Genomic DNA, 14,666 nt, shown 5'->3' on the forward strand with positions numbered 1-14,666 from the left:
CCTCACCGCTTTCCCCTTCATGTCGGCAACAGACTGGACATCCGAAGAACAGGCCGTTGCCCGCACTGCCTTCGAACTTGGCAAACATCGTTCAATCACGGCTTTGATTTCAACTCTGCAGGAGCAATCCAGCAACCTTGATACACCGGAATCGGTCTGGAAGCTGCATGACCACCTCAGCACTGAGCGCTATCTGTATGAAGGGCGCGCTGAGTTTGACGAAGGTAATGTGTTGTTCGTGTTAGCCGACATGATCAAACAACGTTTGATCGCTTTGGATGATCTGCAAGGGTTGGATCAAACTAAAGTGATCAAAGTCAAAGCGATGTCGATGTTCTGATCGACACGCAGAGATGTGATCAGAACCACCAGGCAACTTCAACGCAGTGAGCGTCCCTTCCAGGTCCACCCCTGACCGGTGAAGGTCCGCCAAACCGACACGGGCCCGATGGCGCCAACAATCAACCCTCCGGCCCCCATCAGCCACCAGTAATCGATGGGTAGTTGAAATTCCCGTCTGGTCCACAGACGCAGGATGAACTGCTGAAGAACTGCGACTGTGGCGGCAGCCAGCAGAGCCAGCCACCACCGCTGAGCGATCGGGAGAACCAACAACAATCCAGTCGAAACTGGAATCAGCAACCAGGGCAGGCTGAACATCAGCACCACCACGCCAGCAGCAGCCAGTCCTTTGCCGGGATCGCGATCCAGTCCAAGGCACCAGTTTTTGGTCCAGCCTTCCCACAACGCGGCCAGATCGGCGTACATACGCAGATCAACGGCATCAAGACCCAGCAGGTAGCGCAAGCGATAACCGCCCGTCTTGATCCTGCGCGCCAATGCCAGATCCTCCACCACCTCTGCCGCCAGAGCACGGTGCCCACCGATCCGCTCATAAACACTGCGGCGGATGAGCATGAACGGTCCCGCAGCAAAGGCAACGTCGGAGTCGGGATCATTGGCGGCCTCGATCGGAAAACCCAGCCCCAGCAGGCTGGCCATGATCGGTTGCACCATCCATTCGGCCAAGCAGCCACAGGTGAGTCGCGGCGCCAGGCTCAACAGATCCGCCTGATCCGCGATCGCCTGAGCCAGTGCTCGTGGGATGGCATCGGCTTGAAGCTGCACATCGGCATCGATGAACAGCACCCAGTCGCTGCGCACCTGCTCCATGGCCCGGGTGCACGCCCAGTTCTTGCCCACCCAGCGTTCAGAGGCCGGACGGGGACCTGCCGGCAGCACACTGAACCCCGCCGTGGACTGCGGGTGGCGGGCAGCACAGGCCACCGCCAGCTCCGCTGTGGCATCGGTTGAGTCGTCATCCACCACCAACACCTGCCACTCCACGCAGGGGGGCTGGCCCTTGAGCACGCTGGCCAGGCAAGCGCCGATGTTGCCGGCTTCGTTGTAGGCCGGAATCACCACCGTGAGGGAGGTCCGGGGCACAGGCGTGTCCGCCGCAGCCTGCAACTGCGGCGCCACTGCGAACACCCGCCAGAGACCGAGCTGCAGGATCAACAGGCCAATGCAGGAGGCCATGGCGGTGGCCAGCAACCCCAGCGCAACGATCACCAGTGGATCCAAAGGCTGTCGGCAAGCACGCCATTCCCAACATCGGTGGGCGCTGCCCCAGAGGCAATGCGCCTTAACACCGATTGCCGGATGTGCTCCACGCGACCAACACTGTGGTCATCGAGATCGGAGGTGCCCATGACGGCCGACACTCCACCTGAGCAACACCCAGAAGCTGCCTGACTGACTCGGCTCCTGCTCCAACAGTTTCCACCCATCCGTAAGGCTCGTCCTTTGGCAGGCTTTCCTTGAGCGCCACGTCAATCGACACTCCATTGCACCGTCTTCAGGTGCCCAGGAGTCCACAAGCCTTCACAACTGGACCCCATGGCCCCAGGCGCCATCCAGCCAGACGCTTCGACCGTTTCTTCAGTCCCTTTGCTTGAGGTTCCAACTCCCTGAAGCATTACTGATCAGGTCGATTGCTATGCACAAACGAGCGAGATAGGCCGTCCTTCCCATCCGGGAGGGGCGGCCTTCCCCTTGTTCATATGGTGCAATTAAGGTGTGGAGCTGATGTTTACCGAACGCAATCAATGATTTGCCGGATTGCAGCGGCTCGCATATGTTTTCTGGGTGAAGAGAAGTGCAGGCGACAGATTCCACTAAGCGGTGCATGCCTCGGCTGTCTGATTGCACCCTGATCGCTCCACGGCGTTGACTTCACGCAACCGTGATTCCGGAGACGAGCCATGACATCAGCCTCTGTGGTGACCACGCGCGATGGAGACACCGTGCGCATGTTTCAGGGCGTGGATGGACCGTTTTACCGCGCCTGCAACGGCAACCGCTGCGTGAACTGCCGAGATCTGGTGATCGCCCTCGAGCATCTCAAGGTCTGGCGTCAGAAGCTCTGAGCGGTCGCCCGTGAACGGGGGCTGACGGATTACTTCTGGCGCTTAAAGGTGTAGCAACCACCGTGGTAACCGGTGAAGGGCTGGGCATAGGTGGTGAGCTCCCAGCCCTGTTCCCCCAGCTCATTCATCAACCCCACCAAGGTCACATCACGCTGGGGGTGGCTGCGGGAAATGATCTGACGATCATCCAGCCACAACTCTTCGATCTCACCGGTCCACGACTTACCGCGGGGCACAAAGCGGAGCTGGGTGTATTCCCACTTCATCGCGGACCGGTAGGGGCAGTGGATCAAAGCACGCCGAGTGGGCTCTTCTTCTTCTTGCAGTAGCCAGCGCCGATGTTCATCCAACCGGCCTTGCAGGCCTGGCCATTGGTGGGAGCTACCTCGTAATACACCGGAGACACACAGGTGGTACCGAGGGTGTTGACGTAGCCAGCAGGGCACTGATCAAAACCGGGGGCCTTGGGGATCTCCTTCTGCGCCAGGGCAGCGGAAGGAGCCACCAACAAAGGAAGCAGGGCGAGAAGAACGGAGCGCATCAGGCGAAAGCGGCAAGAGCACCCAACGGTTTTAGGCAAATCCGCAGCAATCGACAGCCCTTCGCACGACAATTGTGCAAAGGATCCGACAGAGTGCCGGCACTTTAGGCTCCTACCCATGACCACTCCCAGCCGCGATCAGGTGCTGGCATCCTCCGCCGGTTGGGTGGCCGTGCTGCTCAACGTGGTGCCCGGACTCGGGGCCGGCTACCTCTACCAGCGCCGCTGGCGGGCCTACTGGATCACCTCGGCTGTGGCCACCGCCTGGTTCGTGGCAGGTGCCGTGCTGGCTCAGGATGCGGACGCTGCTGCCGAAGCGCAGAACCAACTGGTGGGGTTGATCGGCCTGCTGGTGCTGGCGGGGGTGACCGCCACCGAAGCCGGCCTAACACTGAAGCAGGTGCGTCAGTCACTCTCCTGATCTGAGGGTTACTCAGGCAGGCGTTCAACTGCGACGTGCATGAAGCGCTTGACCATGGCGATCGGCCAGCCTTCACGCTGCAGCTCCTCAGCGATCTGATTGATCTGATTGGCAATCTCCTCAGCCACCAGCTCCTCAAGCAGGTGGTTTGAGTGCTGGGTGGATGCGGTCATGGCAAGCGTGATCTTCTACGGGGCTAACCCATCACTGCCGAGCGGCGCCACTGCAGCATCCGTGACGGATGCCATCACTGTGAAGACGTACGGTCTCTTCACTATTGAGATGCCATGGAGAGGATGGTCTGGGCAATGGTGCTGATGGTTGGTCCAGCAGCGGCCCTGGCGGAAGCCAGGTTTGAGTGGACGGAGACCACCAGCAAGGAATGCAGGGCCTACTTCCAGCAGGCCTACATCGACCAGGCCCGTGCACTGCCGCCGAAAGGCATGGGACGTGACTACTGCGGTTGCGTGAAGGACGCACTGGCCACCAACCCAGCCGCGGCGGATGTCACCCAGATGTGTTCACTGATGGTGAATTCCAGATTTCAAACAGCATCACAACAGGTAAACACCTCAGACAACTGAGCTGGCATTCGACTCACGGATTGGGATAACACAGGCAGCCAATCTGAAGCGGTGTCTGATCACGATCAACCCAGCCCAATCCGTTTCCACAGTTCCATTCACGACGATCAACCTTGTGAATGCCTGAGCTGCCGCAATCTGCGTGCTGCAATTCAACGCAACGCTGTTGCACAGCCACTGCAGTTGCGGCGGCGTTGAACCGTTGGCAGGGTGAAGGCATGAAGCACTCCTCTCTGCTGCAGCGACTCGGCACCTATCTGCTGGGGTTGGTGGACGAATACTGGGCCATGAGGCGACCCTGGCAGTACGGCAACAAACAGCCCCAGTGCGGCTTGCAATGCGATGGCGATCATTGCCAGCGCAGCGACGAAGCTATTTGAATCGCAAGAACAGAAAAAGGAAGGCGGCCGCTGGTGTGAGAGGGCGGCCGCCAGAGAGCCAACTTCCCGATCAGCTCCACGCATGTTTTAACCGCGGCTTAAAGCAGCAGCTGTTGGAATGGATACACCGTCGCTCCATCGAAGCTGCATGAATCATTCGGCTCAGGTTCTTGTTCTGTTGAGTTCGCTCCTCCAGGGGGTCGCTCTGGCCAACACCACGTCAAGAGAGCAGCAGTCGGTGATCGCACGCTGGACCGGTGAAAACATCTGCAAGATGGGCACCGAACGGTTCTACGCACTGCCAGAGGACGACGTCCGCAAGCTTTTTGAAAGCCAGACGTCCATGCGGTACGACGACATCCCGTTGAACCCAAGCGAATCAGAACGCAACAGAATCACGTCTCAACTCACCGGTTACATCTCTGCCGTTTGCCCAGGAGAACTGGAAAATTATCGGAAACTGTGATCCGCTCCACGTTGATGCGTGATGGTCAGTCCAGTGCAATTCAGGTGCTGAACTACTCGTCTTGCTGGTCCGCGTCCAGACCAAGGCAGGCCTGCTTGTCGACCTGACACAACAACTGCATCAGGTTCTGGCGATCCACGGCAGAGAGTTCCCCACTGGTTTCCCACTTCAAGCAGGTGCGTCGCTGACAGCTTCCTGTGTGGCCCTTAAGAACTTCAAACATGGCAGCCTCCTTTGGCTGATGTCTGGACTCTTACGCCAAAACAACACAACGAATCAAGAGCATGAATACCCATCAATGTGCAGTGTGTCGGCTCCGGAGCCAGCCCGTCAGGAGTTGTGAAGTTGCAGGAGAAGTTTGGCCGCCAGGCCTCTGGACAGGCGACGGTTCACCAACAGATCACAGATCCAATCAAACAGAGGCGGTGCATCATCCACCTGGGCCAAACGCTGTTCGAGCTCTTTCAGTTCCTGAACGTGCCTACAGCCCCGCAAGGCATCGATCAGGGTGTCCTCGGTCGGCTTGCCAGACATTGGGGTTCCGACCATCTCGGTCCTGTTGCACCTTCATGATTGCTACGTCATGGAGGTGCTGTTTGTCACCAGATGGGGGTAGGGCCACAGGCCTGAATCGGTTGATGCTCAAACTGCGATGCCCTGATCGAAGATCGCACCCATGACGGCATCACTGGAGATCAGACCCTTTCAGGAGACGGACCTGGACTTCGTCAGGCAACTGGCACGTCAGGAGGATTTTGCTCCTGGCATTGGGGACATCGCGATTTATGCCAACACGGCGAATCAAGGGGTATGGCTGGCCTGGCAGGGCGATATGCCCGTGGGATGCATCGCTGCCGTGAAATACAACCCTGATTACGGCTTCATGGGTCTGTTTGTGGTGCACCCCGACCATCGCGGCGGTGGAGTGGGCAGGCAGCTCTGGGATCACGCTCTGGCATCACTCGCAGATGTGACGTGCATCGGACTGGAAGCCGCACCATCAATGGTGGAGTTCTACCAACGTCAGGGCTTCCGAAAGGATTCGATCACCACGCGCAGGCAACATCTGCGCCTTGAAGAGTCATCGCAACACCCCACACGGCGATTGCTGCATCGCAACGACATCACGATTGTTCCGCTCAAGGCCATCTCACTGGATGCGGTGCAGGCCTATGACGAACGTCATGAAATCAGCCCGCGGCCCCACTTCCTCCAACAGTGGCTGAATCACCAGGCTGGTGATGTCTTCGTCGCCATGGACGGCAGCCATCAGTGCCATGGCTATGTCCGCATCCGTCCATGCCTGCTGCCCATTGGCCAAGGCTGGAGAATCGGTCCATTGCTGGCAGAAGAGCCCGGGATCGCATCCTTGCTGCTGAGCAACGCCATGGATCGGCACAAAGGAATTATCCTCATCGACACCCCAGGCCATAATCGATCAGCCCGAACCGTTGCAGGGGCTAAAGGATTTCGAAGCATGGGGGCAACCCATCGGATGTACAAAGGCGACCTTGACAATGGCCACGACCAGAACATCTACGGCCTGGCTTGCCTGGAATTGGGCTGAGGCACGGTGAATCAAATCTGAACCATGCCGCAACGCATTCCCTTCAACACATCCTGCACTCTGTTGTTCACCTCCAACGTGCGCAACAGGCGCTTGGTGTAGGTGCGAGCGGTTTCTTCCGTCACCACAAGATCTTCAGCAATGTCGCGATCAGACATGCCGCGGGCAAGCCGATCCAACACCTCATATTCGCGAGGTGTGAGCCTCGGGCAGCTCAGATAGGGAAGCTCATCAGACCGCAACGATGGGCTGCGGTAGGAGTGATGTCCCATCACCGCCAACACGGCCGCTTCCAGGGGTTTGCGGTCTTCGATGATGTCGGCTTCAGCGACAACAGCTTCCAGCCAGGGCGCGCTGTCGTATTCCACAGGGATGGCATCACTCAAAGCGAGCACAACAACCTTCAGATCCGGTTGGTGCTCACGCGCTTTGCGCACCAGCTCAAAGCCGTTACCGCGCTCCAGTAAATCCGTACAAAGGAGAAACTCGAATGTGTCTTGTTTGAGGTAATCCAAGCAGGACACTTCATCGGTCACGGCACAACCGATCTGGGCACGTTCAGTCAGACTTTCACAGAAGCAACGCAGGAAGAAACGGCCCTTCATCGCCAAGGCAATCTTTCCGGTCATCGCAACTGACAACAACGGCTCGTCGTTCAGCTTCTTTGGTTGCTGTTGGAGATATGGCGTCAGATCCATGCCGAGAGCTGCTCCCTCTGCCCATCCTTGCCAGGCCGAGGAAGCATTCCGGAAACGCCGTTGTCAGTCGTCATAGACGCGACATTCAGGGGCATCTGGATTGAGATCGCAATGCACCTCAAGCGAGGTGGGATCTTTTTGATCACCGGGGTGATGGCTGCGGTAGGTCTCAAGGCCTTCGAGTTCCGTGGCGTAGTGACGCACCTTGGCTGATCGCCACTGGCTTCCGCTCGCGCCAACTGCTCACGGTCCTTGGCGATGTGGGTTTCGATCGTGTCCATCCAGGATTCAACAACTCGGGTGCATCCAACCTCCACACAGCCCCAGCTCACTACCCCCATCCGGGGACAGCAGAACTGTCCCCAAATGGGAGGCGATGGAATACACCCAGCCAGCGCACACTGACGCCACCAAAACGACGCTGCAGCATGACCACAGCAAGCCTGAGAATCGGTGAACTTGAAGCGAACTATGCGCTGTACTGCAAAGCCCTGAAGATCCTGATCCGACAAGGCAAAACCAGTGCGGAATTGCATCGCACCATCTGCTGGAATCGCCTCGGTTTGCTTCACCGATCACTGCCTCGGCAGTACAAGTCGCCTGAGCGACTGATGTTGATGATTTAGACCGATCTTTCCAACAATGGCTCTGTTTAGGAGTCGTTGTTCAGATGGAACTCAACGACGACGGCGCTTGATGATGGCTGGCTTCAACGGGCAGGCCAGGGCATGAAACGGTTGATGCTTGCCTTCCAGGATCATCGTGCCGATTGGATAGGCGTGGGCGAGTTCGAGCTTCATGGGTTTAGCAACTCGCAGGATCAACGTCCTGCTACAGGCTCACGATGCCTCGCAGCTGAGTAATCGACTACCCCAATTCGCCGAGTCAGGAACATCTACTCAGTGCCTGAAAGCGGCAGATCAGGAATCAAGCGGGTCGATCAAGCCATAGAGCAGGGCGGTGACGGCCATCTGAGTGCGGTCGCGGGCACCGAGCTTGTCCATGGCATTGCCCACATGGGTTTTCACCGTTTCCAGGGAGATGCCCAGCAGATCAGCGATGGCATTGTTATCGAGGCCACGGGCCACGGCTGCCGCCACATCCAGCTCGCGCTGGGTGAGATCCTCCACCAACGGCGGCAGATCAGGCTGCGGTGCTGCCACCGCCAGCCGGCGGATCTCCGCGGGGTAATAGACGCCACCCTCAGCGATGGTGTGCAGGGCAGCGATCAGATCACCACGGCCCGTGCCCAGGGTTGATTTGAAGATCACCCGATCGGCGAAGGCATCCAGCGCCTCCCGCACCAGGGCCTTGGTTTCCCGTTCCAGCACGATCAGCAGCTGGCAGGTGGGCAGCTCCGCCTTCACGCGTTTGAGCAACACCGGGCCGTAGCCGGTTTCCAGATCCGAGCTGCAGATCAGCAGATCCGGCTGGGTGCGCAGCACCAGCTCAACACCTTCGTCTTCTGTGGTGGCAGCACCCACCAGGGACGGCTGGATTGGTTCTGCGATCGTCAGGGCGCTGAGGGTGAGCCGATCACCAAACACCAGCACAAGGCGCCTGTGTTCGAGCAGCTCGGCGGCCTGGGCGATCGCCTCCTGGGTGGTGCGGGAATCGAGCCGGAGTTCCATGGCTCAGTAGAGCTCGAACACGGTTGTTGAACCGTCGTGGGCAATGGCCATCACCGCAAACGGATCCGCCGTCCTCCCCTTCACCTCCATGCCAGGAGAACCGATCGGCATCCCCGGCACCGCCAGGCCACGGATGTCGGGCCGTTCGGCCAGCAGGCGTTGGATCGATGATGCAGGCACATGGCCTTCGATCACATAGCCCTCAACGATGGCGGTGTGGCAGGAGGCCTGGTCCGGCGCGATGCCATTGGCCTGCTTCACACGATCCATGTCTTCCCGGACCTGATCATTGATGCGAAATCCCGCAGCGGCGATGTGTTCGCCCCACTGGGTGCAACAGCCGCAACTGGCTGAGCGGTAGATGGTCATGGCCGGTCCTGTCGCCTCGGAAGTGGCCGGCATCACAGATGGGCCCTTGGCATCACCATGGGCCTGCACCGACGCAGGCGAACACAGGAGCAAAGCCGCCAACACAGCGCCACAGGGAGCTAAGACCGTCCACGCCATCCCTGATCAACCGCAGCAACAACGCAATTCTCGCGAACGCTGCACGGGCGACAACAGGGGATGGGCGGAGAGATCCCTCAACTGAGGGATGAAGAGAGACTTCAAGCTCCCTCAATTGAGGGAGCTGATGCTCACGACAGCCTGAGGAGTGCTCTCTTGACCATCCTCGACACACAAATGCCAAAGGAGCCCGAGGGAAACCAACCCACACCAGTACTAGTCCTCGGCATCGATGCCGCCTGGACGCCCCACAACCCCAGTGGTGTGGCCCTGGTGCAACGAGCTGCTAATGGATGGCAATGCCTGGCCCTTGCCCCCAGCTACGACAGCTTCCTTGCCATTGCCGCTGGAGAAGCCTGGGACCAGAGCCGAAAAGCCCAGGGCAGTGAGCCCGATCCCGAAGCGCTGCTGGCGGCCTGCCAACAACTGGCGGGGCAACCCGTGGACTGCGTGTCGGTCGACATGCCCCTGGCAACGACTCCCATCACCAGCCGTCGCGCCGCCGACACCGCCATCGCCAGCCGCTTCGGACCGAAGGGTTGCGCCGTGCATAGCCCATCAGCAGAACGCCCCGGTGCCATCGCCGATCAGCTGCGTGAACGCTTCGCCGAACTCGGCGTTGCCCTGCACACCACAACTCCAGCTCGCCAAGGGCCGGCCCTGATCGAGTGTTACCCCCATGTGGCCCTGCTGGCCTTGCTCAATCGCGACTACCGCGTGCCCTACAAGGTGAGCCGCTCGGCTCAGTACTGGAAGGCTGAGCGGCCTCCGATTGCTGAACGGGTCAAGCGTCTGCTCGCTGAGTTCACCGCCATCCACCAGGCCCTCAGCCAGTGCATCAGCGCCATCCCGCTCACCCTGCCCCAACCCCATGAGGTGAGCACGCTCTCATCGCTCAAGCCCGTGGAAGACATGCTCGATGCCCTGATCTGCGCCTGGATCGGCATCGAACACCTCGAGGGGCGAACCATTGGCCTGGGTGATGCCACCGCTGCTATCTGGGTGCCGGCATCAGTTTCCGGAGGCACCAGACCATAGATGTGAATACAATGTAATCACATCAGTGAACTGTCCCGTGGTGCGTGCCAAGTTGGTCAAAATCGGGAACTCCAGAGGAATCCGACTCGCCAAGCCATTGCTTGAAGTTGCAGGGCTCTCAGACGACGTCGAAATCGATGCAGCTCCAGGAGTTCTGACCATCAGGCCTTCGTCTCATCCAAGGGCTGGCTGGGCAGAAGCAGCATCCTCGTTTGAACCGGAGGGGCTGCTCGATGACATGAGCGCCACCCGGTTTGATGACGATGAGTGGACGTGGTAACAGAAGAACGCGTCTCAAGAGGGGACATCTTCCTCGTTTCGTTGAATCCAACCCGTGGATCGGAAATTAGAAGGACCAGGCCGTGTGTCGTCGTGTCTCCAGACGAGCTGAATGCCCATCTCCGGACATTCATCGTTGCACCGCTCACAACGGGAGGGCATCCCTACCCCTTCCGGGTGCGTTGCAGGTTTGAGAACAAAGACGGCCAAGTTGTGGCTGAACAGCTGAGGGCTGTTGATCAAGACCGCCTTGTGAAGCAACTCGGGAGGTTGCCGGAATCAACGTTGAATGAATTGCTTCGTGTTCTACAGGCGATGTTTGCTGTGTAAAAAGATCTCAACAGTCCTCGATTGGCCCGCGAGATGCGCAACCGTTCCGCCACCACCAACAAACCATGATCAGCGCCCTGCTCAACATCCTCTGGGTTGTGCTCGGAGGCTTCGTGATGGCCCTGGGCTGGTGGCTGGCCGGCCTGCTGTGCGCGATCACGATCATCGGGCTGCCCTGGGCGCGCTCCTGCTTTGTGATCGGCAAATTTTCGCTCTGGCCGTTCGGGCAGGAAGCAGTGAACCGCGAGGAGCTGAGTGGACGCGGTGATCTCGGCACAGGGCCGCTGGGGCTCATCGGCAACGTGCTCTGGTTTCTGGTGGCCGGCTGGTGGTTGGCGATCGGCCACCTCAGCTCCGCCCTCGCCTGCTTCGTGAGCATCGTGGGCATTCCTTTCGGGATCCAGCACATCAAGCTGGCCTTGATCGCGTTGAAACCCGTTGGCATGACAGTCGTGCCGGTGCGGTCGGCGGGTTGAACGGGCTCAATCCAGCGATGGCGGCGTGAAGGTGTCGGCCACCGCCACGATCCAACGGGCAGCGGCGGCCGCCACCTGTTCTTTGGTGACGTTGAACTCCAGGTCGTGGCCCTCGGCGAGCAGATCGGGAATGATCGTCTGCCAGGCCATGCCGGCGGCACTGGCGTTGAAATCACCGATCAGCACAAAAGCCTTGGCAGCACCGGTCACCGCAGCGGTGTACTCGGGATTGGCCGACACTTTGCTGCGATACCAGTCGCTCACCTGATCACGCTGGGCCTTGCTCAGAAACGGCGGTGCCCCCACCAGATAGGCATCAAGCACCAGCATCGGGCTGGGCACGCTCTGGCCGGGATGCTTGAGCGCAAACCAGGCCTGGCCGATCGAGGCCGCATCGGGCCAATGGCAGATGATCGCGGCGTCCTGACTGTCGAGTGAACGCTGCGCCGCCAGCGCATCAGCGTTCGAGCAATTCCGGACCAGTGACCGGCGGCTCGGTGCGGGAGTGTTCAGCCCGGGCTTCATTGATCGCCTCAGCCACCGCCGCTTCGTTCTGCCCCAACTCCTGCAGAGCCCGCTTGAGGTTGGCATCGGCATCGGCGGGACTGGTCAAGGGTGATCGCGCAGGGGTGAATCCACGATGTCATTGATGATCATCTCGTCGTCGCAGGCGAGCCCCATCCCACGACGCTCTCGACAGGATGTCTCTCAGCTGATCAAGAACAGCTTGCTTTTGATCATTCCAAGCCCCCTGCTTCACAGTGATCAGATATTCATGTTGAACGCCAGTTCCCCTGATCCGTGAGGCTGCAATCGCCAGGTCGTCGTAACCAACTGGGAAAGAAACATCGGGAGACAACCCGAGAATGCCCTCAGAAACGAACAGAAGAAAATCAAACAGCACCGGGCTGAAGTATTCGTCATCCGGATTCAGGTCACCGCACGACACCATCTGGTCTCTGGTCTGCGGCGTATAGGTCACAAACGAGAAGCACAAAGGATGGCCCGTGTTCTGCAGGTACAAACCTTTGAAACGCTGGCGACTCATCGGTGGGATTCCGGATTCATGCCTGGCCTTTGAGCCACATCACTGCTGGCAGGCTGCTTCATCAAGCCAGGGCCAAGGTTGAGATCAGGCTTCAGCCGTAGGGCCATCCACAGAAGCATGGCGGCACACTCATCATCTGAGGGGCCGTAGTCGTATTGCCAATCCTTCACCATCGCCACGAGCTCATGCTGGGCATGGCGGATGAATTCATCAGTCCATTCCTGCATCCCCTTGCCCTCCACTCAGCGCAAGGCATCAGCGCAAAGCAGACGCCATCTCAATCTTGATCAAGCTCGTCATCTGGGACATAGAAAGGTTCATCCATTCCGGGCTCATTGTTCTGCAGAACAAAATCTTTCAAACAATCATCGCTTTCAAACACAAACAGATCGTCCTGTTCAGGATGCACACCCTGCATCTCGGGATGGCGATTCACAAGACGCGTGATCTTGCGGCGCTCCCGCACAAATCCCGATCCCTTTTCAACCAGATAAACCATCAACGCGAGGTCGACCAAAACAAGCGTGACCATTTCCAATATCTGCATCAAGCGCGAACCATCACTGAAATAACCCTAGCGAGAGAGCCATGAATGGCACTCAGCACAAACGCCTGAAACCAACAACAAACAACTACCGGCTCAACGTGAACCCGCGAACCAGGGCCAGCGAAGACCCGCCGCCTCCAGGGGATCCATCACCAATTTGTTGAGGGCCCGGCCGAGCACCACCTGCGGTTCATCCGGGCGGATTGGAATCACACGGTGTTCGCCGGAGCCCGTTCCGCGCACAACCCCTCGCCGCAGCAGCGAATTGGCCGCCTCCAGGCCGCACACATAGGCCCGCTCCTGACAAAGGCCCTTGGCGCCATGCTCCCGCTCCCCCATACGCACCCAGTCGCCGGCGCACACCACCGACGCAAGCGATGTCTCCAGCGGCGGGCGTTGCTGAAAGCTGCCGGGAGAAAACAACGATACCGATGCCGGATACCGCCGCACCTCCTGATCCACCACCTGCGCATGGCGGAAGGCCGGTTGCACCTGCGGCAGCAACTGCTGCATCAAGGCATCAACGATCTCCTGATCGCTCTGCTCAGCAATGGCACTGGCGTTGTAGAAGTCGCTCGCGATCACTGACCCCTGCACCGCCTGATCCCCCCACAGGGCCTGCTCGTTGCCAGCCTGCAGTTGATCCAGCATGAAGAATGTGGCGCCGGCCCCCTTCAAGGCCGCGAAACGGGAGAAGACATTGGCGGGATCGTCAACGGCAATGGAGCGATCCAGCCACAGCCGCACCGACACCACATCGATCGCGCCGAGTCCACCGGCCCGCGCCAGCTCCGGTGCCAAGGCAGCGCACTCCGCTGATCTGGCCATCAGAGACCCCATGCCTCGGGCCCCCACCGCCACCACCACGGAATCCACGTCGTCGATCACACCCGTCTCGCCGGTCGCCAGCGATCGCGTCTCCAGCGAGTCAATGGCACCGGTGGGGGAGACGTTCAAGCGTGAAGCAAACGTGCCGCCCAGCACCTGCAGCTGATGCGCATCGCAAAGACGGCGGCTCAGGGGCGCAAGCAGTTGCTCACCGATGCTCTTGCTCTTGATCCAGCGCACATCAAAGGAATCCTGGTGCGCCAGGGCGTAGTAATAGAGCAGCTCCATCGTCACCGCCGCCGACAGCTCCTCCGGCGGCTTGAACAGTCCCACCAGCAGGATCGGCCGCAGGAATTCGTTGATCATCCGCTCGCTGATCCGCAGTTGCCGGAACAGCGTGAGCGCATCAAGGGCGTCGTAGCGCTCGTACACCGCAGGGCTGCGGTTCAGATCGAGCATCGCCACCAGCAGTCCGGCGATGCTGAGTCGATCGGCTACCGGCAGGCGCTTGAAGTTGTGGATCGTGGCGAAGGCCTGCCCCAGCGGACTGGGCAACTGCGGGCCATCACCAAATACCGGTGCCGTGGCCTCCAACCCCTGGGGCGACCAGAAGGCACTGCTGGTGAACGGGGTGAACACATCGCTCAGCCCGAGTTCTTCGCAGAGCGCATTGATGTTGGGGTAATCCCGCCAGAACCCCCGGGTGCCGGCTTCAAACGGCTTACCGCTGGCGGTGGTCAGCGGCGTGCTGCCGGTGGGATCCGCCAGGCCATCCACCAGGGTGACGCGCACCCCGGCTTCGCAGAGCGCTTTGGCCGCACCCCATCCACCCCAGCCGGCACCAACCACCACCACATGCGAAGGGTTGGCCGCCGATCCCCGCTGCACCGCCATGC

Annotated in this window: 28 protein-coding genes and 1 pseudogene; 11 read left to right on the plus strand and 18 right to left on the minus strand. The window is 59.7% G+C overall.

Annotated features, from left to right (window positions below; all coding sequences use genetic code 11):
* Positions 1-19: 19 nt before the first annotated feature.
* Entirely contained in the window at positions 20-340 is a 321-nt protein-coding gene (frp, locus tag SynA1524_RS06820) for a fluorescence recovery protein (protein WP_186496225.1), read from the plus strand.
* A 38-nt stretch (positions 341-378) separates the two neighbouring features.
* Here frp and SynA1524_RS06825 read toward each other — a convergent pair whose 3' ends face one another.
* Together SynA1524_RS06825 and SynA1524_RS06830 are read right to left on the minus strand one after the other, a co-directional pair.
* A complete protein-coding gene (locus tag SynA1524_RS06825) occupies positions 379-1,539 on the minus strand; it encodes a glycosyltransferase family 2 protein (protein WP_186499559.1) in 1,161 nt (386 codons plus the stop codon).
* Positions 1,540-1,568: 29 nt separating this feature from the next.
* Positions 1,569-1,712 (minus strand): hypothetical protein, encoded by a 144-nt coding sequence (locus tag SynA1524_RS06830; protein ID WP_186496227.1) that lies wholly within the window; start codon positions 1,710-1,712, stop codon positions 1,569-1,571.
* Between the two features lie 570 nt (positions 1,713-2,282).
* On the opposite strand from SynA1524_RS06830, the gene SynA1524_RS06835 reads away from it, so the two are divergent.
* Positions 2,283-2,429: a hypothetical protein gene (locus SynA1524_RS06835; protein ID WP_186511511.1), complete on the plus strand. Its 147-nt coding sequence runs from the start codon at positions 2,283-2,285 to the stop codon at positions 2,427-2,429.
* Positions 2,430-2,458: 29 nt separating this feature from the next.
* Here the strand turns inward: SynA1524_RS06835 and SynA1524_RS06840 are convergent, their stop codons facing one another.
* Positions 2,459-2,695 carry a hypothetical protein gene (locus SynA1524_RS06840; protein WP_011128235.1) on the minus strand — a complete coding sequence of 79 codons (237 nt, stop codon included), beginning with the start codon at positions 2,693-2,695 and terminating at the stop codon, positions 2,459-2,461.
* Positions 2,696-2,718: 23 nt separating this feature from the next.
* Positions 2,719-2,970 carry a hypothetical protein gene (locus SynA1524_RS06845; protein ID WP_186496229.1) on the minus strand — a complete coding sequence of 84 codons (252 nt, stop codon included), beginning with the start codon at positions 2,968-2,970 and terminating at the stop codon, positions 2,719-2,721.
* 118 nt (positions 2,971-3,088) lie between these two features.
* Here SynA1524_RS06845 and SynA1524_RS06850 point away from each other — a divergent pair, with 118 nt between their 5' ends.
* Entirely contained in the window at positions 3,089-3,391 is a 303-nt protein-coding gene (locus tag SynA1524_RS06850; protein ID WP_186496231.1) for a DUF8646 family protein, read from the plus strand.
* Positions 3,392-3,399: 8 nt separating this feature from the next.
* On the opposite strand, the gene SynA1524_RS06855 is transcribed toward SynA1524_RS06850, so the two are convergent.
* Positions 3,400-3,564 carry a hypothetical protein gene (locus SynA1524_RS06855; RefSeq protein WP_186496233.1) on the minus strand — a complete coding sequence of 55 codons (165 nt, stop codon included), beginning with the start codon at positions 3,562-3,564 and terminating at the stop codon, positions 3,400-3,402.
* A 144-nt stretch (positions 3,565-3,708) separates the two neighbouring features.
* Here SynA1524_RS06855 and SynA1524_RS06860 point away from each other — a divergent pair, with 144 nt between their 5' ends.
* The 3 genes from SynA1524_RS06860 (at position 3,709) to SynA1524_RS06875 (ending at position 4,821) form a co-directional block, all read left to right on the plus strand.
* Positions 3,709-3,975, plus strand: coding sequence for a hypothetical protein (locus tag SynA1524_RS06860; protein WP_222930472.1), 267 nt, complete (start codon positions 3,709-3,711; stop codon positions 3,973-3,975).
* A gap of 119 nt (positions 3,976-4,094) precedes the next feature.
* Complete coding sequence (locus tag SynA1524_RS12890) at positions 4,095-4,355, plus strand: hypothetical protein (RefSeq protein ID WP_222930520.1); 261 nt, start codon at positions 4,095-4,097, stop codon at positions 4,353-4,355.
* A 178-nt stretch (positions 4,356-4,533) separates the two neighbouring features.
* Positions 4,534-4,821 (plus strand): hypothetical protein, encoded by a 288-nt coding sequence (locus tag SynA1524_RS06875; RefSeq protein ID WP_286188512.1) that lies wholly within the window; start codon positions 4,534-4,536, stop codon positions 4,819-4,821.
* Between the two features lie 52 nt (positions 4,822-4,873).
* Here SynA1524_RS06875 and SynA1524_RS06880 read toward each other — a convergent pair whose 3' ends face one another.
* On the minus strand, positions 4,874-5,044 hold the full coding sequence (locus SynA1524_RS06880) for a DUF8633 family putative protein (RefSeq protein WP_186496241.1): 171 nt from the start codon (positions 5,042-5,044) through the stop codon (positions 4,874-4,876).
* A gap of 107 nt (positions 5,045-5,151) precedes the next feature.
* Positions 5,152-5,370, minus strand: coding sequence for a hypothetical protein (locus SynA1524_RS06885; protein ID WP_011128242.1), 219 nt, complete (start codon positions 5,368-5,370; stop codon positions 5,152-5,154).
* A 127-nt stretch (positions 5,371-5,497) separates the two neighbouring features.
* Here SynA1524_RS06885 and SynA1524_RS06890 point away from each other — a divergent pair, with 127 nt between their 5' ends.
* Positions 5,498-6,388 carry a GNAT family N-acetyltransferase gene (locus SynA1524_RS06890; protein ID WP_186496243.1) on the plus strand — a complete coding sequence of 297 codons (891 nt, stop codon included), beginning with the start codon at positions 5,498-5,500 and terminating at the stop codon, positions 6,386-6,388.
* 11 nt (positions 6,389-6,399) lie between these two features.
* On the opposite strand, the gene SynA1524_RS06895 is transcribed toward SynA1524_RS06890, so the two are convergent.
* Together SynA1524_RS06895 and SynA1524_RS06900 are read right to left on the minus strand one after the other, a co-directional pair.
* A complete protein-coding gene (locus SynA1524_RS06895) occupies positions 6,400-7,086 on the minus strand; it encodes a response regulator transcription factor (RefSeq protein ID WP_186496245.1) in 687 nt (228 codons plus the stop codon).
* A gap of 63 nt (positions 7,087-7,149) precedes the next feature.
* Positions 7,150-7,367, minus strand: a pseudogene (locus SynA1524_RS06900) (CP12 domain-containing protein).
* Positions 7,368-7,514: 147 nt separating this feature from the next.
* Here SynA1524_RS06900 and SynA1524_RS06905 point away from each other — a divergent pair.
* Positions 7,515-7,712, plus strand: coding sequence for a DUF3136 domain-containing protein (locus tag SynA1524_RS06905; RefSeq protein ID WP_186496247.1), 198 nt, complete (start codon positions 7,515-7,517; stop codon positions 7,710-7,712).
* 51 nt (positions 7,713-7,763) lie between these two features.
* Here SynA1524_RS06905 and SynA1524_RS13030 read toward each other — a convergent pair whose 3' ends face one another.
* The 3 genes from SynA1524_RS13030 to SynA1524_RS06915 form a co-directional block, all read right to left on the minus strand.
* The gene (locus SynA1524_RS13030; RefSeq protein WP_263969699.1) at positions 7,764-7,886 is read right to left on the minus strand and encodes a hypothetical protein; all 123 of its coding nucleotides are present in this window, start codon (positions 7,884-7,886) and stop codon (positions 7,764-7,766) included.
* A 120-nt stretch (positions 7,887-8,006) separates the two neighbouring features.
* On the minus strand, positions 8,007-8,717 hold the full coding sequence (locus SynA1524_RS06910; RefSeq protein ID WP_186496249.1) for a response regulator transcription factor: 711 nt from the start codon (positions 8,715-8,717) through the stop codon (positions 8,007-8,009).
* A gap of 3 nt (positions 8,718-8,720) precedes the next feature.
* The gene (locus SynA1524_RS06915; RefSeq protein WP_353616586.1) at positions 8,721-9,191 is read right to left on the minus strand and encodes a DUF411 domain-containing protein; all 471 of its coding nucleotides are present in this window, start codon (positions 9,189-9,191) and stop codon (positions 8,721-8,723) included.
* A 210-nt stretch (positions 9,192-9,401) separates the two neighbouring features.
* Between SynA1524_RS06915 and SynA1524_RS06920 the strand changes: the two genes are divergently transcribed.
* The 3 genes from SynA1524_RS06920 to SynA1524_RS06930 all read left to right on the plus strand — a co-directional run bounded on the left by SynA1524_RS06920 (position 9,402) and on the right by SynA1524_RS06930 (position 11,347).
* Positions 9,402-10,262 (plus strand): DUF429 domain-containing protein, encoded by an 861-nt coding sequence (locus SynA1524_RS06920; RefSeq protein WP_186496253.1) that lies wholly within the window; start codon positions 9,402-9,404, stop codon positions 10,260-10,262.
* A gap of 273 nt (positions 10,263-10,535) precedes the next feature.
* A complete protein-coding gene (locus SynA1524_RS06925; protein WP_186499560.1) occupies positions 10,536-10,871 on the plus strand; it encodes a type II toxin-antitoxin system PemK/MazF family toxin in 336 nt (111 codons plus the stop codon).
* 65 nt (positions 10,872-10,936) lie between these two features.
* Positions 10,937-11,347, plus strand: a complete 411-nt coding sequence (locus SynA1524_RS06930; protein ID WP_186496255.1) for a YccF domain-containing protein — start codon at positions 10,937-10,939, stop codon at positions 11,345-11,347.
* Between the two features lie 6 nt (positions 11,348-11,353).
* Here the strand turns inward: SynA1524_RS06930 and SynA1524_RS06935 are convergent, their stop codons facing one another.
* The 6 genes from SynA1524_RS06935 to SynA1524_RS06955 all read right to left on the minus strand — a co-directional run bounded on the left by SynA1524_RS06935 (position 11,354) and on the right by SynA1524_RS06955 (position 14,664).
* Positions 11,354-11,872 carry a hypothetical protein gene (locus SynA1524_RS06935; protein WP_286188513.1) on the minus strand — a complete coding sequence of 173 codons (519 nt, stop codon included), beginning with the start codon at positions 11,870-11,872 and terminating at the stop codon, positions 11,354-11,356.
* The gene (locus tag SynA1524_RS13035) at positions 11,805-11,960 is read right to left on the minus strand and encodes a hypothetical protein (RefSeq protein ID WP_286188514.1); all 156 of its coding nucleotides are present in this window, start codon (positions 11,958-11,960) and stop codon (positions 11,805-11,807) included. The genes SynA1524_RS06935 and SynA1524_RS13035 overlap by 68 nt, the downstream gene beginning before the upstream one ends.
* Before the next feature lie 30 nt (positions 11,961-11,990).
* Positions 11,991-12,395 carry a hypothetical protein gene (locus tag SynA1524_RS06940; RefSeq protein WP_186496257.1) on the minus strand — a complete coding sequence of 135 codons (405 nt, stop codon included), beginning with the start codon at positions 12,393-12,395 and terminating at the stop codon, positions 11,991-11,993.
* Positions 12,392-12,637 (minus strand): hypothetical protein, encoded by a 246-nt coding sequence (locus SynA1524_RS06945; RefSeq protein ID WP_286188515.1) that lies wholly within the window; start codon positions 12,635-12,637, stop codon positions 12,392-12,394. The genes SynA1524_RS06940 and SynA1524_RS06945 overlap by 4 nt, the downstream gene beginning before the upstream one ends.
* Positions 12,638-12,672: 35 nt before the next feature.
* Positions 12,673-12,942 carry a hypothetical protein gene (locus SynA1524_RS06950; RefSeq protein ID WP_186496259.1) on the minus strand — a complete coding sequence of 90 codons (270 nt, stop codon included), beginning with the start codon at positions 12,940-12,942 and terminating at the stop codon, positions 12,673-12,675.
* 93 nt (positions 12,943-13,035) lie between these two features.
* Entirely contained in the window at positions 13,036-14,664 is a 1,629-nt protein-coding gene (locus SynA1524_RS06955; protein ID WP_186496269.1) for an FAD-dependent oxidoreductase, read from the minus strand.
* Positions 14,665-14,666: the final 2 nt, after the last annotated feature.

Origin of the sequence: Synechococcus sp. A15-24 (assembly GCF_014280195.1) — a bacterium.
Taxonomy (GTDB): domain Bacteria; phylum Cyanobacteriota; class Cyanobacteriia; order PCC-6307; family Cyanobiaceae; genus Parasynechococcus.